Annotated in this window: 21 protein-coding genes; 9 read left to right on the top strand and 12 right to left on the bottom strand. The window is 64.7% G+C overall.

All coding sequences use genetic code 11. The annotated features are described in order from the left end of the window. Positions 1–158 precede the first annotated feature (158 nt). The 3 genes from ABC729_RS17125 to ABC729_RS17115 all read right to left on the bottom strand — a co-directional run bounded on the left by ABC729_RS17125 (position 159) and on the right by ABC729_RS17115 (position 2018). Positions 159–497, bottom strand: coding sequence for a DUF736 domain-containing protein (locus ABC729_RS17125; RefSeq protein ID WP_495608820.1), 339 nt, complete (start codon positions 495–497; stop codon positions 159–161). Positions 498–1211: 714 nt separating this feature from the next. Then, on the bottom strand, positions 1212–1550 hold the full coding sequence (locus ABC729_RS17120) for a hypothetical protein (RefSeq protein WP_495608819.1): 339 nt from the start codon (positions 1548–1550) through the stop codon (positions 1212–1214). A gap of 96 nt (positions 1551–1646) precedes the next feature. Then, positions 1647–2018: a hypothetical protein gene (locus ABC729_RS17115; protein ID WP_495608818.1), complete on the bottom strand. Its 372-nt coding sequence runs from the start codon at positions 2016–2018 to the stop codon at positions 1647–1649. Positions 2019–2688: 670 nt separating this feature from the next. Between ABC729_RS17115 and ABC729_RS17110 the strand changes: the two genes are divergently transcribed. After that, the gene (locus ABC729_RS17110) at positions 2689–2838 is read left to right on the top strand and encodes a hypothetical protein (protein WP_495608817.1); all 150 of its coding nucleotides are present in this window, start codon (positions 2689–2691) and stop codon (positions 2836–2838) included. Between the two features lie 478 nt (positions 2839–3316). Here ABC729_RS17110 and ABC729_RS17105 read toward each other — a convergent pair whose 3' ends face one another. Next, positions 3317–3952, bottom strand: a complete 636-nt coding sequence (locus tag ABC729_RS17105) for a cation efflux transmembrane domain-containing protein (RefSeq protein ID WP_495608816.1) — start codon at positions 3950–3952, stop codon at positions 3317–3319. Positions 3953–4023: 71 nt separating this feature from the next. On the opposite strand from ABC729_RS17105, the gene ABC729_RS17100 reads away from it, so the two are divergent. Then, entirely contained in the window at positions 4024–4455 is a 432-nt protein-coding gene (locus ABC729_RS17100; protein WP_495608815.1) for a MerR family transcriptional regulator, read from the top strand. Between the two features lie 46 nt (positions 4456–4501). Here ABC729_RS17100 and ABC729_RS17095 read toward each other — a convergent pair whose 3' ends face one another. Both ABC729_RS17095 and ABC729_RS17090 read right to left on the bottom strand, forming a co-directional pair. Continuing rightward, positions 4502–4993 (bottom strand): methyltransferase family protein, encoded by a 492-nt coding sequence (locus ABC729_RS17095; protein WP_495608814.1) that lies wholly within the window; start codon positions 4991–4993, stop codon positions 4502–4504. Positions 4994–5696: 703 nt separating this feature from the next. After that, positions 5697–6038 carry a hypothetical protein gene (locus ABC729_RS17090; protein WP_495608813.1) on the bottom strand — a complete coding sequence of 114 codons (342 nt, stop codon included), beginning with the start codon at positions 6036–6038 and terminating at the stop codon, positions 5697–5699. A 145-nt stretch (positions 6039–6183) separates the two neighbouring features. Between ABC729_RS17090 and ABC729_RS17085 the strand changes: the two genes are divergently transcribed. The 7 genes from ABC729_RS17085 (at position 6184) to ABC729_RS17055 (ending at position 15979) form a co-directional block, all read left to right on the top strand. Beyond that, on the top strand, positions 6184–6483 hold the full coding sequence (locus ABC729_RS17085) for a hypothetical protein (protein ID WP_495608812.1): 300 nt from the start codon (positions 6184–6186) through the stop codon (positions 6481–6483). A gap of 72 nt (positions 6484–6555) precedes the next feature. Next, positions 6556–7839: a TolC family protein gene (locus ABC729_RS17080; RefSeq protein ID WP_495608811.1), complete on the top strand. Its 1284-nt coding sequence runs from the start codon at positions 6556–6558 to the stop codon at positions 7837–7839. Further along, positions 7836–9056: an efflux RND transporter periplasmic adaptor subunit gene (locus tag ABC729_RS17075; protein ID WP_495608810.1), complete on the top strand. Its 1221-nt coding sequence runs from the start codon at positions 7836–7838 to the stop codon at positions 9054–9056. Before ABC729_RS17080 ends, ABC729_RS17075 begins: the two co-directional genes overlap by 4 nt. 11 nt (positions 9057–9067) lie before the next feature. Next, a complete protein-coding gene (locus ABC729_RS17070) occupies positions 9068–12328 on the top strand; it encodes an efflux RND transporter permease subunit (protein ID WP_495608809.1) in 3261 nt (1086 codons plus the stop codon). A 75-nt stretch (positions 12329–12403) separates the two neighbouring features. Continuing rightward, entirely contained in the window at positions 12404–12805 is a 402-nt protein-coding gene (locus ABC729_RS17065; RefSeq protein ID WP_495608808.1) for a hypothetical protein, read from the top strand. Positions 12806–13114: 309 nt separating this feature from the next. Beyond that, a complete protein-coding gene (locus tag ABC729_RS17060; RefSeq protein ID WP_495608807.1) occupies positions 13115–15133 on the top strand; it encodes a heavy metal translocating P-type ATPase in 2019 nt (672 codons plus the stop codon). A gap of 147 nt (positions 15134–15280) precedes the next feature. Then, the gene (locus tag ABC729_RS17055; protein ID WP_495608806.1) at positions 15281–15979 is read left to right on the top strand and encodes a helix-turn-helix domain-containing protein; all 699 of its coding nucleotides are present in this window, start codon (positions 15281–15283) and stop codon (positions 15977–15979) included. 86 nt (positions 15980–16065) lie between these two features. On the opposite strand, the gene ABC729_RS17050 is transcribed toward ABC729_RS17055, so the two are convergent. The 6 genes from ABC729_RS17050 to ABC729_RS17025 all read right to left on the bottom strand — a co-directional run bounded on the left by ABC729_RS17050 (position 16066) and on the right by ABC729_RS17025 (position 25681). Further along, the gene (locus ABC729_RS17050) at positions 16066–16938 is read right to left on the bottom strand and encodes a sterol desaturase family protein (protein ID WP_495608805.1); all 873 of its coding nucleotides are present in this window, start codon (positions 16936–16938) and stop codon (positions 16066–16068) included. 105 nt (positions 16939–17043) lie between these two features. Next, positions 17044–19845: a heavy metal translocating P-type ATPase gene (locus ABC729_RS17045; RefSeq protein WP_495608804.1), complete on the bottom strand. Its 2802-nt coding sequence runs from the start codon at positions 19843–19845 to the stop codon at positions 17044–17046. Between the two features lie 107 nt (positions 19846–19952). After that, positions 19953–20567 (bottom strand): signal peptidase II, encoded by a 615-nt coding sequence (gene lspA / locus ABC729_RS17040; protein WP_495608803.1) that lies wholly within the window; start codon positions 20565–20567, stop codon positions 19953–19955. A gap of 181 nt (positions 20568–20748) precedes the next feature. Then, positions 20749–23883, bottom strand: coding sequence for an efflux RND transporter permease subunit (locus ABC729_RS17035; RefSeq protein ID WP_495608802.1), 3135 nt, complete (start codon positions 23881–23883; stop codon positions 20749–20751). Continuing rightward, positions 23880–25289, bottom strand: coding sequence for an efflux RND transporter periplasmic adaptor subunit (locus ABC729_RS17030; RefSeq protein WP_495608801.1), 1410 nt, complete (start codon positions 25287–25289; stop codon positions 23880–23882). The genes ABC729_RS17035 and ABC729_RS17030 overlap by 4 nt, the downstream gene beginning before the upstream one ends. Then, on the bottom strand, positions 25286–25681 hold the full coding sequence (locus tag ABC729_RS17025) for a FixH family protein (protein WP_495608800.1): 396 nt from the start codon (positions 25679–25681) through the stop codon (positions 25286–25288). The genes ABC729_RS17030 and ABC729_RS17025 overlap by 4 nt, the downstream gene beginning before the upstream one ends. Between the last annotated feature and the right edge of the window lie 62 nt (positions 25682–25743).

Below are 25743 nucleotides of genomic sequence, written 5' to 3'. Positions count from 1 at the left end.
ACAGCGGCAGGGATCGCCGCAGATGGGGCGAGCATGGCGAACGGGGGCGTGGTTGCGGACGCTCGCAAATCCATCCCCTGGATTTCCGATCCCCCTCCCCCTGAACAGGCAAAAAGCCCCGTCCCGGCGGTGCCGGAACGGGGCGGAGAAGGCGGGGATCAGCGGTCGCGGGGCTCCCACAAGGCGATGTGGGTGGTGCCATCATCAGCCGGATGTTCCAGCTTGACGAGGCGGGCACGCAACCATTGCCGGCCGAACTCAGGCGCCCCTAGCTTGAGATTCAGGTAGGTTTCGCCGCTGGATTTGGCGACCTGGGACCAGCCGGCACCGACCTCGTAGCGCTGGCCGTTGCCGGCAAAGACGCGGTGGTCGGGGGCATTGTCGGACAGCTTGGTCACCGGAATGATGGTGAGGGAAGCGGTGACGTTCAGGGTCTTGAGAATGCCCGAGAAGCTGCCGTCGTCGAGCTTGGTGAAGGTGCCGAGGGTGATGGCCATGATCTGTCTCCTACGCTGCGGTCGCGGGACCATCCCCGCGATGTCCCCGGCGTCAGAGACCGCAAAGGTGACCAGCGCCACCCGAGCAAAGCGAAGGGCCGGAACACAGTGGAGGACCCTGGGGTGGAGAAAATTTGTTCCGCGCGGAATGCCGAACCGGGGCCCCGCCCTACAGGCGGGGTGGTTTCGGCAGGGGAAATTTTCTCAGATCCCCAGGGTTGGCGTGGGCACCGCGGGCTCTACGCCAACAGGAGGACAGCGGGGATGGGGCTGTGATTGCGGGCGAAGCGGAGAGGTGGGCCGTCTGAAAGGCATCATCCCCCGCTCAAAGCACGGCTCTCGGTCTTCCTGAGCCGCCCACCTTAGCGCTGTAGAAACGGCCGACGGTGGCATGGAAGATGCCCAGCCCAACGGCGTGCGTTTCTGCGCAGCACGGTCAGAAGATCACGGTGTTTCGCCGACCGCTTAGCGCCCCATGTCAGTCAGATGGCGGACAAGGGTGACACACCGGAAGCGGACATTGTGCCACCAAGTCGCCGGTCGGCCGAGATGGTAGTAAAGGGTCTGTCCGCCGTCTGAGTGGAACTGCTGACAATCGGACATTTCTTAGAAAAGTCAGGCTTGGGCTGGAAACTGAGGGCCGCGTTCTGGCCTTCTATAATCTATGATCACCACTGAGCGGGTGTGCCAAGCTCCCACCATAGCCATAAGGGGTCATATGATGGTCGGAAGATTGGTCGATGGAGTCGTGATAATCTCGGTTGAGGGCACCAGGAGGCTGCTGCCATTTATCGCTTGCTTGACCTCGGCCATCATACCGCCTTCGATGCCGATGACCGGAGGAACTTGGCCTTTATACCACTGGGTGATGTACTCGTAAAAGCCATTGATGTTGTATTGGTCCATAGACAGCTGCTGCGGGCAGTACACAGCAGCCTGCAGCCGCAGATAATTCTCGTGACTAATCCGCCCATTCTGCCGGGCAATGCCCAACAGGCGCAAGCATTCATGGTAAGAATGCGTCCCGTTGTCGTGCTGGAGCAGCGTCAGCACATGCGAATACGTGCCGTTGATGAGCGGCGTGACGATTTGCTCCTCTTCGTTGCAGGTGATCGCTTCAATTTGGATGCCTGCTGGGATGGTTGTTCCCTAAATCGTGAGCGGTTGCAGCAGGGGGAGCAGAGGGTTTATTAGCCGCTCGTGAGAAGGCACCTTCTTGAAAAACATAATATCCAGGTGCGGGTCGCTGCTATCGAACCAGCGCTTGTGGTCCAACTTGGTGTCCTTCAGGCCGGTGCCGAGCGGTAAGTACTTGTTGACGAAGTTGAAGCCTGGAAAGACGCCCGTGCGTCGGGAACACCACATTATTGCGATCCGACGCGCATGGCGATTCTCAATCAGATGACGCACAACGTGCGCCTCTAAAACCAGGCCCGCGAACTGGGAGACCCCAAGCATAGAGTGGAAATAAGTCCGACCTTGGGAGACCTCAACGTGGCCAGTTTGTATCGCATCGCGCAAGAAGGTCTCCCGATACTTAGCCTCAAGGGGTCACGACATAGAAGGGGCAAAAAACCACGCTAAGCGGACATACCATGAACACCGCTTCGGTTGCGTAGGGATTGGTATCCAACAGCCAGAGCTTCCCGATCAGGGTCGGCTCCGTCGCGCTGGAGTATGGTTCGGAACTGGATGCAGTTCTGGTCGCTCACATTGAGCAATTGCTGTCGGCTTGGTAGTTCACTAAGGTGTTTTAATGCTGATTCTACGTGGAGCATATAGGTCCAAGCGCGGACCCCGAGGCTGCGGTTTCCGTGCTCGACGGTTGCTGACGCTCGTGATGCTGTTTGTGTTTGGGCTTTCGGTGTGGAGCGCTCCCGTCGCCTCCGCCCGGTTCCCGTTGGATGACAGCATGGCCTCCCAGCCGTCGATGATGCCCCATCTGGACGGTTGCGACGATGATTGCTGCGGTCCGATGCCGATGCGCTGTCCGGCCCCTTGCGCGCTGCTGTGCCTGATGCTGCCGGTGCGCACGGCAGCCGACCTACAGGGCGAACCTCTCCAGGCAGAGTGGGATGGGCCGATGGCGGACCTCCGGACCGGCAGGGAGCTAGAAGTCGATGATCCCCCTCCCCGTGTATGAGGCAGTCCGATCATTTGTGACTTCAATGCTTGAAACTGGAGAATGAAGATGAAGCGCTTTACCCTTCTCTCGGCGGTCGCTTTGCTGATCGCCACGGCAACTGCCTATGCCGCAGCCCCGGATGTGATCGTGCAGGCGGTGGAAACCTGCTGCGATCTGGTCTTGGCCTGCTGCGGCGCTGGCGGGGATTGCTGCTGAACGGCTTTTGATAGCTGAGTAGCCTGAGGCGTCCATCGGCAAAGATGGACGCCTCTTTTGTGTGGATTCCTGTGCTGCCCTCGACACTTGCGGGGCCAGACGACACGTGATCCGGCGTGGAGTAAGTATCTGTTGCCTTGACGCACCTCCTCAGATTTGGCGGCGATGTCCGGCGGGACCGGCATCACCCCCATGATGGCGCGGTCGCCCGACTGGTGTTGCCCTCTTATACTTTGCCCCACATCAAGCCGACCGTCGCCACGGTGATGCGGTCAATCTGGCCCCCCGATTTCCGACCAATCGCCCAGCCCGATGGCGAAGCGCAGCATCGCCAGATGCACCCGTGTGTGCAGCTAGGCATCGGGCAACGACAGAACATGCGCCTGCTCCAGCGCGGTCCAGGCGTGACCGACCTAGCTGTCACGCCGGACACGGTGATCGCTGGCCTACTCATTGTCCACGAAACGCTTCAGCATCGTCATGCCACGCACTTTTCGCGGGTGGATTGGGCCAACTCCTGCCTTGCCTGCCGAACGATCTGGACGGCACCCGACAAGGCCAGTCCGGCCATCACGGCAGCGACGATGATGTCAGGCCAGTTCGTGCCCGTGCCGAACACGCCGACGGCAGCCAGCATCACGGCGATGTTGCCGATGGCGTCGTTGCGCGAGCAGATCCAGACCGACCGCATATTGGCATCGCCGCGGCGGAAGGCGAAGAGCATGATGGCGCTGGCAACATTCGCGACCAGGGCCAGCAAGCCGATGGCACCCATCACTTCGGCCTCCGGCACCTGCCCGTTCATGATTTGGTAGACGACGTTGCCGGCAACGGCCACGCCGATGACGCCCAGCGATATGCCCTTGGCCAGGGCGGCTTTGGCGCGCACGGCCAACACCGAACCCAGGACCAGCAGGCTGATGGCGTAGTTGGCGCTGTCGGCCAGGAAGTCGAGGGAGTCAGCCAGCAGCGAGGCGGAGCCAGCGGCGGTACCCGCCACGATCTCCACGACGAACATGGCGGCATTGATAGTCAATGCCGCCCACAAGACGCGGCGGTAGACGGGATCGGCTGTCGGCGACGGTGGGTTCTCATGACAACAGGAAGCGCCCATTTCCTTCTCCTTCTTGGCGTTCCTGCGTAAGCTGGGGCCTGTAGCGGCTACAGGGTCAAGGAGAAATCGTCATGGAGGATGAGATGATGAGCATCGGTCGCTTGGGCCGGTTAACGGACACCAATGTCGAGACTGTCCGCTATTACGAACGCATCGGGTTGCTCCCCGCTCCACCACGCACCGCAGGCAACTACCGCGCTTACGGCGAAGACCATGTCCGCCGTCTGTTCTTCGTCCGACGGGCACGGGGGCTGGGCTTCCATCTGGATACGATCCGGGCGTTGCTGGATGTGGCCGACCGGCCGGAGCAGCCCTGCGCCGATGTAGATGTCCTGGCCCAGGCACAGCTCCGTGAGGTGGAGATCAAGATCGCCGATCTGAACCGGTTGCGCGACGAACTGGTGCGTATCGTCGGGCAGTGCGGTGGCGGTCGCATTGCCGATTGCCGCATCATTGAGGCGCTGTCGCCGGATACCAGCACGGCTCAGGTTGGTCGGCGGTGATCGGGGAAGGGATGTCCCAAACCGGCATGGAGTTGCTGGTTTCTGCCTACAGCCAGCGCCTCACTTGGGCGGCGTAGAGATCGAAGTCGGTTCCGAATTGAGCGCGGAGCGCCCGTTCCTCCGGCCCGATCTGGAACAGGGTAAGATAGAGGACGAACAGCGGCGGGACCAGGAGGGCGGACAGCTTGGCCAGATACAGCGCCCATGCCAGCAGGACGATCAGGAAGCCCAGATACATCGGGTTGCGCGTATGATGGTAGATGCCACGCACCACCAACGATGAAGCCGTATCCGGGTGCATCGGGTTTATAGTGGTCCGAGCTCGACGGAAGGCCCAAACCCCGGCCAGGCAAATCATGGTCCCCAGGGAACCGAACGCGCCGCATAGCCAAGCATACCAAGGGCCGGGATGTGGCATGTCAGCCATTGGCGGCAGCAGCCACATCGCCAGCGCCGCGAGAAAGACCAGCACCAGGGGCGGTACCTTTAGGGAAAGTGCCGGGAAAGGATGCAACTGTGGCTTTCCATTGTCTTCCATGGTGATTTTCCTCGTGCCGAACTCTGCGGTGGTTGGCCCGCACGTGCAAATGCTAAGGTTCAAGCCTAAAGCCTGTAGCAACCACAGGGACAAGCCTGAATCTTCAACATCCTGATGAAATTGCCATGGGCTCGATGATGACGGGCTCATTCAACAGGCCGTGCGCCCTGCCGCCAACGGCCGTGCTGGGCGTCTTCACCTCGCTGCTGCTGGCTACGCAATATGAATGACCGGTCTATGCGACCTTCGCCGGCGTCTTCCTGATGGGCATGATCCCCTATGTGATGGTCCGGCGGAACCGGAAGGGGGCTGGCGGCCGTGACGGGAAGCCGCCAGCGCCTTGACCCTACGCTTCGGGCTTCGGCTGTACGAGTACCGCTGGCGCGCACTCGCCTCGACGCCAGCGGATGCTGTGCCGCTTATGGCCGGTCGGGCGTGTACCCACCTGCATTTGGCGCTGGCCGCTTTCACAGGAACTGTCGGCAACGGTCCTGGCCGGTGCCTGGAGGCCGGCCGTGCATCCAGTCAGGAGCAATGCGGCAAGCGTGATGGTCGTCATCATTTTCATGGCTTATCTCACTTCGGATCGGAAACGCCGGATGCGGCCGATCGCTGCCGGTAATCGCGGCGTACGGGGGGGAACGGACGACAAGCCGTGAGCTGTCCCGTGTCGGGTATGGGGATGGCTTGCGTGGCCTGGGTGTCAGGCTGCCCTTGGCGGGCGGTCTATGCGAATGCTGTTTTCCGGCAGGGTGACCCGGACGGGCACCGCTCCCTCACCGCCGGTCGGCGAGAGGGGAACCAAAGCTGCCAGCACCGGCAGCACGACGAGGAGATGGTGCCTACCGTCATGGCAACGGTGCAGGCACACCCCATTCTCCTCCGTGGCGCGTTCCACAGAATTCCGCGTCGTATCCTCGTCTCGGTCATGGAACCCGGTGGCCTCGAAGACAGTGCCGTCGGCAGCGAATGCCATCGCCGCCGCCGCATGGATGACGGTGAAGACGAGGGTGAGGGACAGGATGGCGCAAATGATACGGCGCATTGCTCTAGGGCCCCTCCAACGGGATCAACGCGACGGGTAAAGCCTATCCCCGGAATTGGACGCAGGCAATGGCATTCCACATCCTATCCGGTGACGCAAAAATACAGGCTTGCGGGAACCGGGATGCACACCTATTTTCCTTTCCATGCGCTTCCTGACCGTCCTGCTGCTTCTCGCGGCGTTCCTGTTCAATGCCCCCGGCATTCATGCCGCGGACATCGGGAATTGTGATGTCCAGACGGTGGGTGCCGAAGCCAGCCCTCCGGTCGGCAAGACGCATGTCGATTTCCATCATGGTTGCAGCCACATACATGTGGCTGACCGGGCACGCGCTGCCCACGTTGCCCAGCCCGTGGTATGGGAGCAGACCCGCTACGTGATGGATGCAGCACTTGTGCCGGCCAGTGCCGATCCCAGCATGCCTGACGAACCCCCGCGCGCCTGACAAGTCGAATTCCGTCCGGGTGATGGCCTTTGAGCTTCACCCGCCATTCGCTTGTCCGCACGCGGAGCATCCATGCGCACGCAAGTCGCAGCCGCCCTGGCGATGGTTTTAGCCTGGGCGCCGACGGCAGGGGCCGAACCGCCCCCCGCCGCTGAACCCTCGACACTTTCTCCTTCATCCCCGTCTCTTCTGACGCCGGAAACGGCCATTGCTCGCGCCCTGGAGGTGGCGCCGCGCACCGCAGCGGCTGCCGCGCGGCTGCGTGCCGCCGGTGGGGCGGTCGATCAGGCCGACGTCATGCCCAATCCCGAAGTCTCGGTCGAATTCGAGAATTTCAAGGGCAGCGGTCCCTATCGTGGCTATGGGAATGTGGAGAGCACCTACAGCCTGTCCCAGACGATCGAACTGGGCGGCAAACGCGGCGCCCGCACCGATGCGGCCCGGGCGGCCCGTTCGACCGCCGGTTTCGACCTGGCGGCCGCCAGGCTGGACCTGGTCCGCGACGTGCGCCAGGCTTTCGCCGAAGCGGTCGCTGCCGAAGCAACCGTAGCCTTGGCCGAAGAGCAATTGCGGCTGGCCGGGGAGGTGGAGCGGTCCACCCAGGCGCGGCTGGAGGCTGGCCGTGAGGCGCCGATCCAACTGGGCCGCGCCGAGATCGCGCGTCGGCAGGCGCAGTTGGGACTGGATCAGGCCAAGCGCCGTGCAAGCGCTGCCCGCCAGGTCCTGGCCGACCTTACCGGTATCATGCAGGCCGATATCCGGTTGGAGGATGGCTGGTTCCGGCGCGTCGATGGTGCGGCGGCTGAAACCGTGGCGGAGCCTACCGAGTTGTTGCGCCGAGAGTCCGAGGTGCGGCGCAGCCGGGCCGAGTTGGAGGTCGAGCGGTCCAGGGCCATCCCCGACGTGACGGTATCCGGCGGTTTTCGCCGGTTCCGGGAGGGCAGCGACAATGCCTTCCTGGTCGGCGTTTCTGTACCCATTCCCCTGTTCGACCAGAATCGCGGCGCCATCACGAAGGCGCGGGCCGAGCTGGTCGCCGCCGAGGCTGACCTGGCGGCCGAGCGGATCGACCAGGAGCGCCGCGTCAATGCCGCCCAAGCCAACCTGGCGGCAGCGCGCGACACCGCCACGGCCTTGCAGGAGAAGATCATTCCCACTGCCGAACAGGGTTTCGCCGCGGCACAGGAAGGCTATCGGCAGGGCAAGTTCTCCTACCTGGAAATGCTGGAGGCGCAGCGCACGCTGTTCGACACGCGGCGCGAGCTGATCGACACGCTCCAGGGCTTCCACAATGCGCGGGCCGAGCTTGAACGCCTGACCGCGACCGCCGCCGAGGGCGGAGAGGTGACACCATGAACAAGAAGAGCATCCTGATCGGCGTTTCGGTCCTGGCCCTGGCGGTCGCCGGTATCGGCTATTGGACCTTCGGCGGCAGCGGCAAGCCTGCCGCCCAGCACGCCAGCGGCGATGGTCACGGCCATGGCGGTGAAGGCGAGGAGGGGCACGAGGATGAGGAAGGCGCCATCCATCTGACCGCCGAGCAGATCACCCGTGCCAACATCAAGGTTGTGGCCGCTGGCCCCGCCGAGGTTTCCCGCGAGATCCAGGTGATGGGCACCGTTGTTGCCGATGCCGACCGCATGACCCATGTCACGACACGAGTGCCCGGAATCGTCATGGAGGTGCGCAAGCGCCTGGGCGAGCCGGTTGAGGCCGGGGAGGTGCTGGCTATCCTGGACAGCCGTGAACTGGCTGAGGCCAAGGCTGCCTACTTGTCCGCGCAGCGGCAGGAGGCACTGGCCGCCACGACGCTTCGGCGCGAGGAGGACCTGTGGCGCAAGAAGGTGTCGGCGGAGCAGGATTATCTGGACGCCCGCACCAATGCCGAGACCAGTCGGATCACCCTGGACGCTGCCCGCCAGCGCCTGGCCACGTTGGGCCTTGCTCCGGCGGAGATTGCTGATCTGTCGCGGCAGGGCAGCTCCAGCCTGAGCCGGCTGGAGGTTCGTGCCCCCATCGCCGGCCGCGTCACACGGCGCGAACTGGTACGCGGCGAGTTGGCGGCAGCGGAGAAGGAGATCTTCACCATCGCCGACCTGTCCAAGGTCTGGGTGGAACTGCCGGTCTATGCGGCCGATCTGGCACAGGTGCGTGAGGGGCAATCCGTCACGCTGAAGGGCCAGGACGGGCGTACGGCGCAGGGCAAGGTCATCGCGGCGGGCGCCACGCTGGAGGCACAGACCGGGGCGGCCCGCGTGGTCGCGGCCCTGGATAATGCCGAAGGGCAGTGGCGTCCAGGGGATTTCGGTGCCGGCACCATTGCAGCCGGTGGGGGACAGGCCGACATCGCCGTTCCGGCATCGGCTCTGCAGACACTGAATGGGGAGACGGTTGTCTTCGTGCGCAATGCGGAAGGGTTCCAGGCGCGGGTGGTCGAGGTCGGCCGCAGCAACAGCACCGCAGCCGAGATCGTCTTCGGTCTGTTTCCCGGCGATCAGGTGGCGACGGGCAACACCTTCCTGTTGAAATCGGAAGCGTCGCGCGGCGCCGCCGAACATTCCCATTCGCATTGAGGAGCGGCGACATGATCGAACGCATCCTCACTTTCGCCATCCAGCGCCGCTTCCTGGTGGTGCTGCTGGTGGCGGTCGCCGCCGCCTTCGGCGTGCAGTCGCTCTTGCGGCTGCCCATCGATGCGGTTCCCGACATCACCAACAACCAGATCCAGATCACCACGCTGGCCCCGGCCCTGTCACCGTTCGAGATCGAGCAGCAGGTGACATACCCGGTGGAGACGGCGCTGGCCGGCATTGCCGGGCTGGAAAGCACCCGCTCCATCTCCGTCAACGGCCTGTCACAGGTGACGGCCATCTTCCAGGAGAAGGTGGACATCTATTTCGCCCGCCAGCAGGTGGGTGAACGCCTGACGGAGGCCAGGGAACTGCTGCCGCCGGGGCTCACCCCCACGATGGGGCCGATCTCGACGGGCCTGGGCGAGATCTACATGTGGACGGTGGAATATGCGCCTTTCGCCAAGGACAAGGCCCGGGCGGGCAAGCCCGGCTGGCAGCCCGACGGCAGCTACCTGACCCCGGAGGGTGAGAAGCTGACCTCGGAGGCGGAGCGGGCGACATACCTGCGCACGGTCCAGGACTGGATCGTCTCTCCGCAGATGAAGGGCGTGACCGGGGTCGCCGGCATCGACACCATCGGCGGCTTCGTGCGCCAATACCATGTCATGCCCGATCCGGCCCGGCTCATCTCCTTCGGCCTTACCTTTGCCGAGTTGGGGGGAGCGCTGGAACGGGCCAACCAGAGCCTGGGAGCGGGGCAGCTTGAGCGCAATGGCGAGCTGTTCATCGTCCGCTCGGACGGGCGCATCTCTACGGCGGCGCAAATCGCCGAGGTTGTCGTCGCCACCCGCGGCGGCGTGCCCGTGCGTCTGGGCGACGTTGCCACGGTCCAGACCGGGCAGGAGGTTCGCACCGGTTCCGCCAGTGAGAATGGGCGGGAGGTGGTGGTCGGTACGGCCCTGATGCTGATCGGGAAGAACAGCCGTACGGTGGCGGCCGCCGTCGATACCAAGCTGGAGGAAATCCGCCGGTCCCTGCCCACCGACATTGTCGCCAAGACTGTGTTGGACCGTACCGACCTGGTGAATTCCACCATCAAGACGGTGGCCAAGAACCTGACGGAAGGAGCGTTGCTGGTCATCGCGGTGCTGTTCCTGCTCTTGGGCAATATCCGCGCCGCCCTGATCACGGCTTTGGTCATTCCCGTCACCATGTTGATGACAGCGACGGGCATGCTGGAGGCGGGCGTCAGCGCCAATCTGATGAGCCTGGGCGCCTTGGATTTCGGGCTCATCGTCGACGGGGCCGTGATCATCGCGGAGAACTGCCTGCGGAGGCTGGGCGAACGCCAGCATCATGTCGGGCGTGTCCTCACCTTGAAGGAACGGCTGGCCGAGGTGGGCATCGCCGCCAAGGAGATGATCCAACCGTCGGTCTATGGTCAGGCCATCATCATTGTCGTCTATCTGCCGCTGCTGACCTTCACCGGCGTGGAAGGCAAGATGTTCGAGCCGATGGCGCTGACCGTCATCATCGCCCTGGTGGCGGCCTTCATCCTGTCGCTGACCCTGGTGCCGGCCCTGATCGCCATCTTCGTGTCGGGCAAGGTGGAGGAGAAGGAGAACGCCATCATCCGCAAGGCCGGGGAAACCTACCGGCCGCTGCTGGAAAAGGCGTTGAGGGCGCCCATGCGCATGGCGGCGGTGGCGACCCTGCTGTTCTGCGGCAGCCTGGTGCTGTTCACCCAATTGGGGCAGGAGTTCATCCCGCAGCTGGATGAAGGTGACGTCGCGCTCAACGCCTTCCGCATCCCCAGCACCAACCTGGCCCAGGCCACGGGCCAGCAACTGGAAATCGAAAAGGCCGTGACCGCCTTTCCGGAGGTGGCGTTCGCGTTCTCCAAGACCGGCACGGCGGAGATCGGCACGGACGTGATGCCACCCGGCATCTCACATATGTTCGTGATGCTGAAGCCGCGCGACCAGTGGCCGGACCCCGGCCTGTCCAAGGCAGAACTGGTCCAGCGGCTGGAGAAGGCCGTCGGTACATTGCCGGGCCAGGTGTATGAGGTGAGCCAGCCCATCCAACTGCGCTTCAACGAGTTGCTGGCCGGCGTGCGCGGCGACGTCGCCATCAAGGTGTTCGGTGACGATTTCGACACGCTGCTGGCCACTGCCAACCAGATCGCCGGCGTGGTCCGGGGTGTCGATGGTGCCGCCGACGTGCGTGTGGAGCAGGTATCCGGTGCGTCCTTCATGAATGTGGAGGTCGACCGGGCGCGGGCGGCGCGCTTCGGCTTGTCCGTGGCCGACGTGCAGGAGGTGGTGGCCATGGCCATCGGCGGGCGCGAGGCCGGCATGGTCTATCAGGGCGATCGCCGCTTCGACATCGTGACGCGCCTGCCCGACGCGCTGCGCAACGATCCGGTGGCGCTGGCTTCCATCCCCATCCCGTTGTCGGGCGGGGTTGCCGGGGATGAGAGCGGACCGGCCATGCGCACGGTGCCGTTGGGTGAGGTGGCGCGCTTCACCTTCACCGAGGGGCCGAACCAGATCAGCCGCGAGAACGGCAAGCGCCGCATCGTGGTGCAGGCCAATGTCCGTGGCCGCGATATCGGTTCCTTCGTCCTGGATGCGCAGGACCGCATCGCGACCCAGATCCAGGTTCCCGCCGGGTACTGGATCAATTGGGGCGGACAGTTCGAGAACCTGATCGCGGCGCGCGAGCGGCTGTCGATCGTGGTTCCCGCCTGTTTCGCGCTGATCTTCCTGTTGCTCTACAGCGCGCTAGGGTCGGCCCGTGATGCCATGCTGGTGTTCAGCGGCGTGCCGCTGGCGCTTACCGGCGGCATCCTGGCCCTGTTCCTGCGGGGCATGCCGTTCTCCATCTCTGCCGCCGTCGGCATGATCGCGCTCTCCGGCATCGCCGTGCTGAACGGGCTGGTCATGCTCTCCTACATCCGCCAGCTCCGCCTGGGCGGGAAAAGCCTGGAGGAGGCGGTGCGGGAAGGGGCGCAGACCCGTCTGCGGCCCGTGTTGATGACCGCCCTGGTGGCCAGCCTGGGCTTCGTGCCCATGGCGCTGTCCACCAGCGTCGGCGCGGAGGTGCAGCGGCCCATCGCCACCGTCGTCATCGGCGGACTGATCACGGCCACCTTGTTGACCCTGCTGGTCCTGCCGGCCCTCTACCGCCGCTTCGCCGGGCCGGTCACAAGCGGGGAGGCAGACGACGAGCCCGTCGCCATGGCACCGGGCTCGCATCCCACCGCCTGACATTCCCTGACCTTATCGACGACTGCCCCGGTTGCCTGCGGGCGCCGGGGCCACCAACCCTGAAGGAGATATCCAATGTTGAAGTCGTTTCTGATCGCCGCCAGCCTCTGCCTGCTGCCCGCCGCGGCCATGGCCCAGGACAGCCATGGTCATGACCATGCGGCCAAGGGGCCGCATGGCGGCATCGTCAAGGAAGTGGGCGGACAGGACACCGAACTGGTCGTGGGCGACGGTGCCGTCACCCTGTACCTGCTCGACAGCAAGACGGGCAGCCCGGTACCGGTGGACGGCGCCCAGGCCAGCGTCCTTTTCACCCAAGGGGCCACCCGCAAGGGAACCCTCGTTCTCCATGCCGCCGGTGACAAGCTGGAGGGCAAGGGTGAAGTGCCGGACGGCGCCGATATCGTCGTCAGCCTGCGGACCAAGGCCGGCAAGAGTGGCCAAGCCAAGTTCGAGCTGGGTGGCCACGACCATTGAGGGACCAAGAGACCGGTGGCGGAATGACTACCACCGGTTTCCCCATTCAATCGGGAGCATGTCCGATGGGGCGTCGTATCAGGCCCTCGCGGAGGGAGATCGCCAGAAGCGCCAGTCCGACCGGTGGCCGGCAGGCGCGACCGGCTGCGGTGGAGAAGGCCATGCTTCGCCGGAAAAGAACGAAGCACCTGCGCCATGATCGCGTGGCCCTGGCCATCATGGGTGCTCTGCTCCTGCTGGGACTGGCGTTGGACCATCTGGTGAGTGGCTGAAATCCAAAGCGGGCGAAGGTCGGCGAGGAGGGAAAACGTGCAGGATCATTCACATCAAGATGAGGGGCAGGACCCCGGCGCGCACGACCACAAGGCCGGCGGCGACCATGATCATGGTCATGGCGGCATCTTCGGTTCGCGCACGGAACTGATCTTCGCGCTGCTGTGCGGTGCCGCCCTCGGGCTGGGCGTTGTTCTAAAATATGCAATGCCCGATGCGCCGGGCTGGATCAGTCTCACCCTGTTCATCGTGGCCTATGCCTTCGGCAGTTGGTTCACGGGGCGCGAGGCGCTGGAGAACCTGCGGCAGAAGCGCTTCGAGATAGACACGCTGATGCTGGTGGCGGCATCCGGCGCCGCGGCGCTGGGCGCCTGGGCGGAGGGCGCGCTATTGCTGTTCCTGTTCAGCCTGGGCCATGCGCTGGAACATTACGCCATGGGCCGCGCCAAGCGCGCCATGGAGGCGCTGGCTGCGCTCGCCCCCCGTACGGCCATGGTGCGCCGGGGCGGGGAGGTGACCGAGGTGTCGGTCGAGACCCTGGCCATCGGCGACATCGTCATCGTCAAGCCAGACACGCGTCTGCCCGCCGACGGCTTTGTCATTACCGGCAACAGCAGCGTGAACCAAGCCCCCGTGACCGGGGAGAGCATCCCCGTCGACAAGCAGCCGGTGGTCGACCCGGCCGAGGCCCGCGCCAACCTGGACAGGCTGACGGCCGCCCATCGGGTCTTCGCCGGCACGGTCAATGGTGGCGGATCGCTGGAAGTGGAGGTGACCAAGCGCGCCGATGACAGCACCTTGGCCCGCCTGGTCCGGCTTGTCAGCGAGGCGGAAAGCCAGAAATCACCGACCCAGCGCTTGACCGACAAATTCGAGCGCTTTTTCGTGCCGGCGGTACTGGTACTGGCCGTGCTGCTTCTGTTCGCCTGGGTCGTCGTGGATGAGCCGTTCCGCGACAGCTTCTACCGCGCCATGGCGGTGCTGGTGGCGGCCAGCCCCTGCGCGCTGGCCATCGCCACGCCCAGCGCCGTGCTGTCCGGCGTGGCCCGTGCCGCGCGGGGCGGAGTGCTGGTGAAGGGTGGCGGGCCGCTGGAGACCCTGGGCTCGGTCAGCGCCATCGCCTTCGACAAGACCGGTACCCTGACCGAAGGGCGGCCGCGCATCACCGATGTGGTTCCGGCCGAAGGCGTGACGGATATCGACCTGTTGGCCGTGGCGACCGCCGTGGAGAGCCTGAGCGACCATCCCCTGGCCCGCGCCATCGTGCGCGACGGCAGGGAACGGCTGGCGGGGCGGCCGGTACAGTCGGCCGACAGCCTGGACAGCCTGACCGGGCGTGGGGTCAGCGCCATGCTGGACGGCGAGAAGGTGCTGATCGGCAAGGCGGAGATGTTCGGCAATGACGGCGTCGCCCCGCTTTCCGCTGCCATGGCAGCCGCAGTGGAGGAACTCCGTGAGAAGGGCCGCACCACCATGGTCGTGCGCCGCGGCGATCGCGACCTGGGCGTCATCGGCCTGATGGACACGCCCCGCAAGGCTGCGGTCGATACGATGCGCCGGCTGCGGGCGCTGGGCGTGCGGCGCATGATCATGATCTCCGGCGACAACCAGCGCGTGGCCACGGCCGTCGCGGCGGAGGTTGGGTTGAGCGAGGCACGCGGCGACCTGATGCCCGAGGACAAGGTGGAGACCATCCGGACGCTGAAGGCCGAACAGCCGGTGGCCATGGTCGGTGACGGCGTCAATGACGCGCCTGCCATGGCCAGCGCGTCGGTGGGCGTGGCCATGGGAGCGGCCGGGTCGGATGTGGCACTGGAGACGGCCGACGTGGCCCTGATGGCCGACGATCTGTCGCACCTGCCGTTCGCCATTGGCCTCAGTCGGCAGGCCCGTTCCATCATCCGCCAGAACGTCTTCGTCAGCCTGGGCGTGGTGGCCCTGCTGGTGCCGGCCACGATCCTGGGGTTGGGCATCGGCCCCGCCGTCGCCATGCATGAGGGATCGACCCTGCTGGTGGTATTCAACGCTTTGCGGCTGTTGGCTTATAAGGAGTGATGGATTGATGGGATGCAGACGCACTTAAAATTGGGAATTCGGTGCTTCATCATGGTGCTCAGGCATGAGCGCCAGTCTCCGGACGGCATCTGATGGTCCGTTGCCGAGTGATGCCCGTGATGTTCAGACGACAAAACAGGTAGTGGAATGTCGAGTGGTCATTGGCAGGGCACCCTCACGCTTGGCGACAGTTGGGCCATCTGGGACGGAGCGGTTGGCGACGGCGAGTGCCATCGGCATTTCGCGGCGCAAGCGGTCATCGCCCCGGAGCCCGTCCGTGTCATCAACGGCAACGGAATGGTCGTGTGCGCCCGGTGCGTGCTCATCGAGCCTTTGGCACCGCACCGCCTGGACCCGGCTCCATGGGCTCGGCTTATCTACCTGGAACCGGCTGGACGGGCCAACGGCCTGCTCCAGGACCTGCTGCTGCCGGTTTGGCAGGACCAACCGCCGCCTATCATCGGGGCAGAACCGGGCCGATCATTCTGGACCTCCTGGCGCGCCGCGTCGGAATGGGTCGAGCAGCCGCTCGACATCCGGATCAAAGCGGTCATGCACCATATTGACGCGACGTTGTCTCAGGGCGTCGTCCCGCTGGAGGAGAGCGCGCGGATAGCTGGCCTGTCACCCGACCGCTTCCGCCACCTGTTTGCCGAAGAGATGGGGCTGGCCTACCGCCGTTATGTGCTCTGGCGCAGGCTGCGCCTCGCTGCGGCTGAATTGCTGGCGGGAAGGGGCGCAACCACGGCGGCACATGCCGCCGGGTTCGCTGATGCGGCGCATTTCGCTCGCACGCTCAAGAGCACCTTCGGCGTGACAGCCGGCCAGTCCTTGCTGATGCGATAGCTTGAACTCTGGCGCGCGCGGCTGGCTGGAACCTGGGGAGTGTGCCACCACTGCTTCTCCGGGTCCTGACGCCTGGGCTCACCCGGTCATTCGGTTGGCCGGACCGGTTCCGCACCGACCTCCGATCGAAAGGGGGCGGCTAACTGGGCCAAGTAATCCACCGGATAGTCCGGCTGCTTGCCGATGCCGAAATCGTCGGAGGTGAAGCGTCGGTCCGGCTCATAGGCGGCTGTGCCCAGCAGATGGTCCCACAGGCAGGTGAAAAGCCCGAAGTTCACGTCACCGATGCCACCCCATTTCAGGTGATGGAAACGATGCACCGGTGCCAGCGCCAGGAAATGACGCAGGGGGCCGATGCGCATGTCGGTGTTGGAGTGCTGCAGCAGCAGTTGGATCGCCACCGCAAATCCCAGCAGTAAGCCTACCTCCAGCGGCATGCCGGCGAGGACCAGGGGCATCGTGCCGACCGTGGTCTCCAACGCCTGATGTAGCGGGTGCTTCATTAGCCCGTTGAAGCCGTACATCCGCTTGACCGAATGATGCACGGCGTGCAGGCGCCAGAGCCAGGCGTTGCGATGGCTGGCCCAATGGCAAAGCGTGATGCCGAAATCCGCCACCAAGACCGCCATCAGCAATTGCGCCCAGAGTGGCCAATCGGAGGGCCAGAGGCCGGTGGCGGGCGAAAGCATCGTCAGCAGCGGAATGAGCGCGGCCGAGAGGTAGACGCTCACCTCGTTGATCAGGGCATGCATCACGTCCCGAACCGTATCCCCCCGGTCGTGATTCCAGGTCGCGTCATAGGGGATCAGTCGCTCTACCAGGAACGAGATGCCGATTGCACCCAGCAGCAGTGGCATTAGCCATGCGTGCTGGGCACCAGATCCAATGATCCAAAGCGCGACACCGTTGAATCCCAGGAGCATGGCTGGCGCATAGATGATTTTCAGCACTGCCCGCATCGCTTCCTCCCTCTTGATGAACTGGAGGCGGACGATAACGGGAGGGAACGGGTCCGGCTTGAACGTAGCGGTCGCACGAATATTGTTTTCGTGGAGTTGGCTGTTTCACGCCGCCGGCTCCTGGCCGCGCCGAAGCAGGCGTAGGCCATTCAGCACGACCAGAAGCGAGGCGCCGACATCGGCAGCGATGGCACCCCACAACGAGGCAGCGCCCAGGAAGGTCAGCAGCACGAACACCAGCTTCACCATGATCGAGAAAGCGATGTTCTGATGGATGATGGCGAGCGTGGCGCGGGAGTGACGCACGAGCCAGGGCAGCCGCGACAGGTCGTCCGCCATGAGGGCGATGTCCGCGGTTTCGATCGCCGCGTCGGTGCCGACCGCGCCCATTGCAATGCCAAGGTTGGCCCGTGCCATGGCGGGGGCGTCGTTGACACCGTCGCCAACCATGGCGACTGTCCCGTGCCGCGCGACGAGTTCCTCGATGGCCGCCACCTTGTCAGCCGGCAGCAATTCGGCGCGTACCTCGTCGATGCCAGTCTCGCGTGCTATGGCTTCGGCCGTCGCGCGGTTGTCGCCGGTCAGCATGACCACATGCCTGACGCCTGCGGCGTGCAGCGCCGCCACCGTGGTTCGGGCGGCGGGGCGGACCGTATCGGCAATGGCGACCAGCCCCCAGACGCTTGTCTCGTCGCCGACGGCGACCAGGGTTCGCCCGGCCGCCGCCAGCAGGTCGGCGCGGTGCAATAGGTCGGGCTTGGCGAATCCGCGTTCCTCCAGGTAGCGGCGCGAGCCCAGCCACACCCCGCTTCCGTCCACTTTGCCAATCACGCCGCGGCCAGGCACCGCCTGGACATCTTGCGCCGGCATTGACGACAGGCTCCGCGCCGCCGCGGCCTCCAGGATGGCGCGGGCAAGCGGATGCTCGCTGCGGGCCTCCAGGGACGCCGCCAGGGCTAGGAGGTCGGCCTCGGTGCGCCCTGTCAGTGGAACGACCTCCACCACCTTGGGCCGACCCTCGGTGAGCGTGCCGGTCTTGTCCAATGCGATTGCCTTCAGGCGCGCAGGTGCTTCCAAATAGACACCACCCTTCACGAGCACGCCCATACGGGCCGCGCCCGCCAACGCCGCGACGATGCTGACCGGTGTTGAAATCACCAAGGCGCAGGGACAGGCGATGACAAGCAGCACCAGGGCCTGGTAGAACCACGCCGTCCAATCGCCGCCCAACAACAGTGGGGGCAGCAGGAAGACGGCAACGGCCAGGGCCATGACCACCGGGGTATAGATGCGGGCGAAACGCTCAACCCAGGCTTCAGTGGGTGCCCGGCGACTCTGGGCGGAACCGACCATGCGGATGATCTGGGCCAGCGTGGTGTCCTGGGCAGCCTTGGTTGTTTCGATTTCCAGAGCGCCCGCTCCATTGATGGTGCCGGCGAAGACCTCTGACCCTGGCTCTACCGTCACTGGTGCGCTCTCGCCGGTGATGGGCGCTTGGTTGACATCGCTGGTGCCTGCCACAACCCGACCGTCGAGCGGAAGCTTATCGCCGGGCCGCACGACGAGGCGTGTACCCACGGCGACTTGATCCGCCGGCACCTCGCGCTCGGTGCCGTCCGAGAAGTGGACACGGGCGGTTGGGGGTGCCAATTCCATGAGTGCGGCGACCGCGCGGCGTGCCCGACCAAGGCTCCAAGCTTCCAGCGCCAAGGACAACGCAAAGAAGAACGAGACGGTTGCCGCTTCGAACCACTCGCCGATAAGAACGGCGCCGATGACGGCGACCACCATCAACAGATTCATATCCGGCCGCAGACGCCGGGCCGCAAGCCAAGCCTTGGGCACGACATAACGCACTGCACAGAGAATCGAAATGGCGTAGAGGAGGATTGATATCAAAGGCGCCTCGCCCTCGCCCATGAAAGCGGCTGCGGCGCCATCGCCCAGCCAAGCATGCAGCGCGAATCCGGCTGCCGCCAGGAAGCCGCTGATGGTCGTGAGAGCGGTCTGCAGATGCCGCCGATGCTCCTCCGTCTCCATGGCTGCGGTTGTCACACCCTCTTGCCACAGCTCGGCCGTCATGCCGGTCCGTATCACGGCCGTGGCGACCCGCTCCAGCACTCCCGCATCCAGTTCGCCCGCTATCGACATGCGGCCGTTGATGAGGTCGAAGGCGAGTTTATCCTCGCCACCGACGATGGGACCAACCTCGCGCTTCAGCGCCGCAACCTCCTCACCGCAATCCATACCGTGGATGCGCAGCACCGTCTGACCTGGCAGTTGGACTGGGGCAGGAGCCGTCAGGGCCGCAATCTCGCAAGACGAGCCACAAGTGTTCCCGGTCGGGGCGGTCGGTAACGCCTCGTCATCGGCGCAGAGATTGGCCTGCATGCTGGTGGTTGCAACGCCCCGGCGCGGGGTCGCGCGCATCCCGGTTGTCGCTACCAGATCCGTAATCTCCGCCACCGACACATTTACACCGGCCGCCACCGTCATGGTGCTGGCCTTGGTGTCGAAGGACAGCCTGTCCACACCCACCAATGGGCTTACGGTGGCTTGGAGTGCGGCCACCTCATTCCGGCAGTCCAGGCCCGCCACATCAAAGACCAGTGGAATTGCAGACACCGGCACCGCGTCCGATGCTGAGGCCACCGGTTCGTTTAGCACGGTCGCCCGCATGCCTGTAGAGTCCACCACGGCTATGATCGCCGCGATGTTGGCCTCTGCCGGCATGATAAGCGCCATCGTGCCGGCCCGCGTATCGAAGGTAAGGCGATCAGTGCCACCGACCAGCGGGCCGACGGCTGCCGCCAAGGCACGGACTTCGTTCTGGCAGTCCAGGCCCTCAATCTTGAGCAGCAGGGTCTGCGAGCCGGGCTCGCCGGTGGATGCGCGTTGCTCTTGCATGGAGTCCTCCTCCGCCGTCAGACGGGTTCGATCAGATTTGGGACACGGAACGGACTTCGGGCTCATCGGGCATCGTATGCTTTCCGCAGATACGTCCGTGCATGGGGCTATCTATGTGCGGACCTCGCGGCGCCCTGATCACGCCAGCCCAGCACCAGCAGCGCCGCTACACCGCAGACGATAAAGACATCGGCAAGATTGAAGGTGGGCCAATGCCAGCCGAAGGCATGAAGGTCCATGAAATCCGTCACGGCACCCTGCCGCACCCGGTCGATCACGTTGCTGATCGCGCCGCCGATGATAGCACCCAGTGCCAGTTGCATGGCTCGGCCTCGGGCGTACCATGCCCACACCAATAGGCAGGCGACGATGGCAAGCGCCATGAGGATCAGCAGCCAGCCGAGATCCGCGCTACTGCTGAAAAGGCCGAAGCTGACACCGCGATTGAAGCCGAGCGTCAGGTTGAGGAACGGTGTCAGCTCGATCGTGCGGGGCGGTTCCGCCAACTGCGCCAGGGCAGCCCTCTTGGAAAGCTGATCGGCCAGCGTGGCAGTCGCCGCCATGGCCAATGCAAGCGCCCGCCCCCGCCCTTCTCCTCGCCGTTTGCCCATGCCGAATTCCTTGCGTCGTCCGTCTAGGCTGCGCACGATGCACCCTGAAGCAACTACAGGGTCAAGGAAATTGTCGACGCGATTCGGCTTGTCGATCGGTGCCTTGAGCAAGGCCACGGCGCCAACGTGGAGACGATCCGTAAGCAGGCGGTCGTCTAATACCAAGCTGCAATAGGTAGAACTCGTTGCAGCTTGGTATCAGTAGCTGATTGCTCACCTAAAACGATGCTCGATGTTTTTGCTCCCCCTCCCCCGCTGCATGAGGTGGCAGAACAGGGGCCGGTATCCAGTCTCAAGGATGATGAGCGGGCTCCGATCTTGGTAATCGCCAGCCCTTGATCAGCCCATAGATCGCAGGGATCACCACGAGCGTGAGGATCGTGGACGAAACCATGCCGCCGATCATCGGCACGGCGATCCGTTGCATCACCTCTGATCCCGTGCCGTCGCTCCAAAGGATCGGGACTAGGCCTGCCGTGATTGCGACCACCGTCATCATCTTCGGCCGCACACGCTCCACGGCGCCGCGCAGGATCGCCGTTTGTATATCCGTGCCGGTGAGCGTCCTTCCCAGCCGGGCGCATTCCTGCTTCACCTCGGCCATCGCCTGTTCGAGATAGATCAGCATGACGACGCCTGTCTCCGCCGCGACGCCGGCCAGGGCGATGAAGCCGACCGCTACAGCCACCGACATGTTGAAACCCAAGCCCCACATCAGCCAGATGCCACCAACCAGGGAGAAGGGCAGCGAGAGCATGACGATCAGCGTCTCGGTCAGCGCCCGGAAATTCAGGTACAGCAGCAGGAAGATGATGAACAGCGTGAGCGGCACGACGATCTTCAGCCGTGCCTCGGCGCGCTGGAGATACTCGAATTGCCCGCTCCAGCCGACCGTATAACCGGCTGGTAACGTCACGGTCTGGGCGACGGCCCTTTGTGCGTCGACGACGTAGGTGCCGAGATCGCGTCCTGTGATGTCCACATAGATGTAGACGACAAGTTGCCCGTTCTCCGTCCGGATCGAACTGGCGCCGCGGCTGATCCCGACGCTCGCGACCTCTCCCAACGGGATCGCGCCGCCCCCCGGCAGCGGCACCTGCACTTCCGTGGCGATGGCCGCAGGGCTGGAACGCAGGTCCCGCGGATAGCGGAGGTTGACGCCATACCGCTCCCGTCCCTCCACCGTCTCCGTCGCCGTGACGCCGCCCAGCGCGGTGGAGATGACGTCCTGCACATCGTCGATTGCCAGGCCGTAGCGGCCCAGCGCCTCCCGGTCGGGGGTGATGTCGAGGTAATAGCCGCCGATGACACGCTCGGCATAGGCGCTCGATGTTCCCGGCACTGTCTTCAACACTGCTTCGATCCGGCGCGCGATCTTCTCCATCTCTTTCAGGTCCGACCCGAATAGCTTGACGCCGACGGGCGTGCGGATGCCGGTAGCCAGCATGTCGATCCTGGCCCGGATAGGCATGGTCCAGGCATTCGACACGCCGGGGAACTGCAGGGCCGCGTCCATCTCCGCCTTCAGCCGGTCGATGGTCATGCCGGGCCGCCATTCCGCCTTCGGCTTCAGGTTGATGATGGTCTCGAACATCTCGGTTGGGGCCGGATCGGTGGCGGTGGCTGCCCGGCCGGCTTTGCCGTAGACGGAGGCCACCTCGGGGAATGACCGGATGATGCTATCCTGGGTCTGCAGCAGTTCCGCCGCCTTGGTCACCGACAGGCCGGGCAGGGTGGTCGGCATGTACATCAGCGTGCCCTCGTCCAGGCTCGGCATGAACTCGGAGCCGATCTGGCGGGCGGGCCAGATCGTGGCGGCTATGATGCCCAGTGCCAGCAGGATGGTCGGGACCTTGGCGCGCAGCACCAGATGGATCACCGGCCGGTAGATCCGGATCAGCAGCCGGTTCACCGGGTTGCGATGCTCCGGGATGATCCGGCCCCGCACAAAGACTACCATCAGGGCCGGCACCAGGGTCACCGACAGCAGCGCCGCGGCGGCCATGGCGAAGGTCTTGGTGAAGGCCAGCGGGCCGAACAACCGGCCTTCCTGCGATTCCAGAGTGAAGATCGGCAGGAAGGACACTGTGATGACCAGCAGGCTGAAGAACAACGCCGGCCCGACCTCGCCGGCCGCCTCGACCAGAATCCGGACCCGGGGCGTGCTGGCCGGCGCCCGTTCCAGATGCTTGTGGGCGTTCTCGATCATCACGATGGCGGCGTCGATCATGGCGCCGACGGCAATGGCGATGCCGCCGAGGCTCATGATGTTGGCGCCGAGGCCCATGGCCTTCATGGCGGCGAAGGCGATGAGGATGCCGACCGGCAACATCAGGATGGCAACCAGGGCGCTGCGCAGATGCAGGAGGAAGACGACACAGACCAGGGCGACGATCAGGCTCTCCTCGATCAAGGTTCCCTTCAAGGTGGCGATGGCCGCCTCGATCAGCCGAGAGCGATCGTAGACGGGCACGATCTCCGTTCCCGACGGCAGGCTGCCGGCGATCTCCGCCAGCCGCTGCTTCACATTGCCGATCACGGTCAGGGCATCGGCGCCGAAGCGTTGCAGCACGATCCCACCCGCCACTTCGCCATCACCGTTCAGTTCGGCGATGCCGCGCCGCTCGTCCGGCCCGATCTCGACCCGAGCGATGTCCTTGATACGCAACGGCACGCCCTGGGCGCTCTTGAGGACGATATCCTCTATATCTGCCACCGAGCGGATATAGCCGCGGCCACGGATCATGAATTCAAACTCGGACAGTTCCAGCGTGCGGCCGCCGACATCGCGGTTGCTGGTCCGCACGGCGTCGCGCACCATGGACAGGGAAATGCCCTGGGTCCGCAGCCGCAGGGGATCGACGACGATATTGTATTGTTTCACGAAGCCGCCGACGCTGGCGACCTCCGCCACGCCTCCGGCCTTGGACAAGGCGAAGCGCAGCGTCCAGTCCTGGAACGACCGCAATTCGGCCAGTGTCCTCTCCTTGGCGATGACGACGTACTGGTAGACCCAGCCGACACCGGTGGCGTCCGGTCCCAGGCCGGGGGTCACGCCGGGGGGCAGCCTCGGTGCTGCCGCGTTCAGATATTCCAGGACGCGGCTCCTGGCCCAGTAGGGATCGGCACCGTCCTCGAAGATCACATAGATGAAGGACACGCCGAAGAAGGAGAAGCCGCGGACCACCTTGGATCGTGGCACGGTGAGCATGGCGGTCGTCAGCGGATAGGTCACCTGGTCCTCGACGACCTGCGGTGCCTGGCCTGGATACTCGGTATAGACGATGACCTGTACATCGGAGAGATCGGGGATGGCGTCCAGCGGCAGGGTCGTCAGCGCATGGAGCCCGACGCCCACAGCGAAGACCGTGCCGATGAAGACCAGGAACAAGTTACGGGCCGACCAGGCGATCAATCGAGCGATCATGGAGCGGCCTCCCCTTCGGTCATGCTGTTGAGTGCCGCCCGCAGATTGCTTTCCGCATCGATGAGGAAGTTCGCCGCGACGACGACCCGGTCACCGGATCGGAGTCCGTCCCGTATCTCCGTGAAGCCGCCACCTTTTTGGCCGATGGCGACCTGGCGCGGTTCGAAGCGCCCGTCACCGCTGTCCAGGATGACGACCTGCCGGGTGCCGCTGTCGATGATGGCATCGTCGGGAACCGCCAGCACGGGACTGGCGTCGCCGGCAGGGATCTCGACATCGGCATACATTTCCGGCAGCAGGGCGCCATCAGGATTGGCGATCTCGATCCGGACCCGCGCCGTGCGCGTCTCAGCCGCCAGTTCCGGGTAGACCAGCGCGACGCGGCCGCTGAATACCCGTCCGGGCAGGCTGCGCGGCCTGACCCTGGCAGGTGCGCCTACCTGCACGGAGCCCAGCCGGTATTCCGGCACGTTGGCGATGACCCAGACGATGGACAGATCGCCAAGCTTGAACAGGACGCTACCGGATGGCGCCTTCATTCCCTCCATCACATCCCGCTGCAGCACGATGCCGTCGCGCGGTGCCCGCCACGTCATCGACAGGGGGACCTGTCGCGACCGTTCCATCTCGGCGATGGTCTCGGGCGGGACACCGAGATTGGCCAGCCGCTGGCGGGCGCCGCCTCGCAAGCCGTTCGTGCCACCATTGTTGAGTTCCGTCAGGAACTGCGCGCCGGCGGCAGCGATGTCGGGAGCGTAGAATTGCAACAGGGATTGACCCGCCGTGACACGGCTGCCGGTCGTGACATCGGCCACCTTGTCGATGAAGGCATCGGCGCGGGTTGCCACGGCGACGATCCGCCGCTCGTCGAGTTGGATGACCCCAGGCAGGCGAAGAGGGTCGATGATGATCCTTTCCGCAGCAATGCCTGTTCGCACGCCGGTACGCTGCCTTTTGCCGGTCGGGATGATGATTGCTGAACCGTCCTCGCCCTCATAGACGGGGACATAGTCCATTCCCATGGAGTCCTTCTTCGGTGTCGGCGAGGTATCCGGCAATCCCATCGGATTGCGGTAATGGAGCACGCGTCGCGTCCCGGCCCTGGCATCCGTTTGTGACCCGCCGGTAGGCTCTTCCTCGAAGCGCGTATCCTCGCTGGCGCGGACCGGATGGTAGTCCCGGCCGTCGGGTGTCTTCCTTGGCGCACCGGAATAGAAGGCGCGTCCGTCTGGATCACGGTAGTAGATGATCTGACCGGACGGTGCCGGAGACTGTCTTGGCTCCGGACTTACGCCTGGTGGGAGGGGAACGGGCGGCGCGATCTCGCGCCGCCCTGCCCAATATCCCCCGCTCCCTGCCGCCAGGACGACGGCAAGAACGAGGATGTTTCGCATCACCAGCCTCATGGCGCGACCTGGAACACGAGCCTACTTTCGAGCGTGCCGGTTTCACCTTGCAGCTTGGCGGCGAGCGACAGACGCCAGCCTCCAGCCATACCCAGATTGGCCTTGAAGCGGTAGACGCCCGCCTCCGTGGACGGCAGCGGCTCGATGGGAGCGGCCATCATCTCCATGCCATCGGGCGCCATATCGACGCGCCGGCTGAAGATCACGGCGTCGGGAACAGGCCGGTTCGTGCGCTTGTCGATCAGCCGTACCGCGATCTCCGCGGCGGGTCCCTGTTTGACCGCCGTTTTGACAAGCTGGAACTGGTAGTCTCCGATATCTGCCCTTGCTGGTGCGGCTGCTCCTGTGGTGGCAAGGACAATCAACACCGCCATCGCGGTGCGCTTCATCATCAATGTCATCTTGCTGGATTCCCGAATCCATCATTGTCCGCGCGATTGCGCGGCAGCCCGGT

Source organism: Niveispirillum sp. CC-CTL257 (assembly GCF_059489915.1).
Note: the sequence above shows the minus strand (reverse complement) of the source record. Positions and strands in the feature narration are given on the sequence as shown.

Coding starts and splice junctions, on each gene's coding strand:
- ABC729_RS17035 (WP_495608802.1), bottom strand. CDS start 23,883: ATGATCGCTCGATTGATCGCCTGGTCGGCCCGTAACTTGTTCCTGGTC.
- ABC729_RS17065 (WP_495608808.1), top strand. CDS start 12,404: ATGTTGAAGTCGTTTCTGATCGCCGCCAGCCTCTGCCTGCTGCCCGCC.
- ABC729_RS17110 (WP_495608817.1), top strand. CDS start 2,689: ATGAAGCGCTTTACCCTTCTCTCGGCGGTCGCTTTGCTGATCGCCACG.
- ABC729_RS17095 (WP_495608814.1), bottom strand. CDS start 4,993: ATGGAAGACAATGGAAAGCCACAGTTGCATCCTTTCCCGGCACTTTCC.
- ABC729_RS17090 (WP_495608813.1), bottom strand. CDS start 6,038: ATGCGCCGTATCATTTGCGCCATCCTGTCCCTCACCCTCGTCTTCACC.
- ABC729_RS17100 (WP_495608815.1), top strand. CDS start 4,024: ATGGAGGATGAGATGATGAGCATCGGTCGCTTGGGCCGGTTAACGGAC.
- ABC729_RS17025 (WP_495608800.1), bottom strand. CDS start 25,681: ATGATGAAGCGCACCGCGATGGCGGTGTTGATTGTCCTTGCCACCACA.
- ABC729_RS17030 (WP_495608801.1), bottom strand. CDS start 25,289: ATGAGGCTGGTGATGCGAAACATCCTCGTTCTTGCCGTCGTCCTGGCG.
- ABC729_RS17075 (WP_495608810.1), top strand. CDS start 7,836: ATGAACAAGAAGAGCATCCTGATCGGCGTTTCGGTCCTGGCCCTGGCG.
- ABC729_RS17070 (WP_495608809.1), top strand. CDS start 9,068: ATGATCGAACGCATCCTCACTTTCGCCATCCAGCGCCGCTTCCTGGTG.
- ABC729_RS17125 (WP_495608820.1), bottom strand. CDS start 497: ATGGCCATCACCCTCGGCACCTTCACCAAGCTCGACGACGGCAGCTTC.
- ABC729_RS17050 (WP_495608805.1), bottom strand. CDS start 16,938: ATGCGGGCAGTGCTGAAAATCATCTATGCGCCAGCCATGCTCCTGGGA.
- ABC729_RS17045 (WP_495608804.1), bottom strand. CDS start 19,845: ATGCAAGAGCAACGCGCATCCACCGGCGAGCCCGGCTCGCAGACCCTG.
- ABC729_RS17085 (WP_495608812.1), top strand. CDS start 6,184: ATGCGCTTCCTGACCGTCCTGCTGCTTCTCGCGGCGTTCCTGTTCAAT.
- ABC729_RS17105 (WP_495608816.1), bottom strand. CDS start 3,952: ATGGGCGCTTCCTGTTGTCATGAGAACCCACCGTCGCCGACAGCCGAT.
- ABC729_RS17080 (WP_495608811.1), top strand. CDS start 6,556: ATGCGCACGCAAGTCGCAGCCGCCCTGGCGATGGTTTTAGCCTGGGCG.
- ABC729_RS17055 (WP_495608806.1), top strand. CDS start 15,281: ATGTCGAGTGGTCATTGGCAGGGCACCCTCACGCTTGGCGACAGTTGG.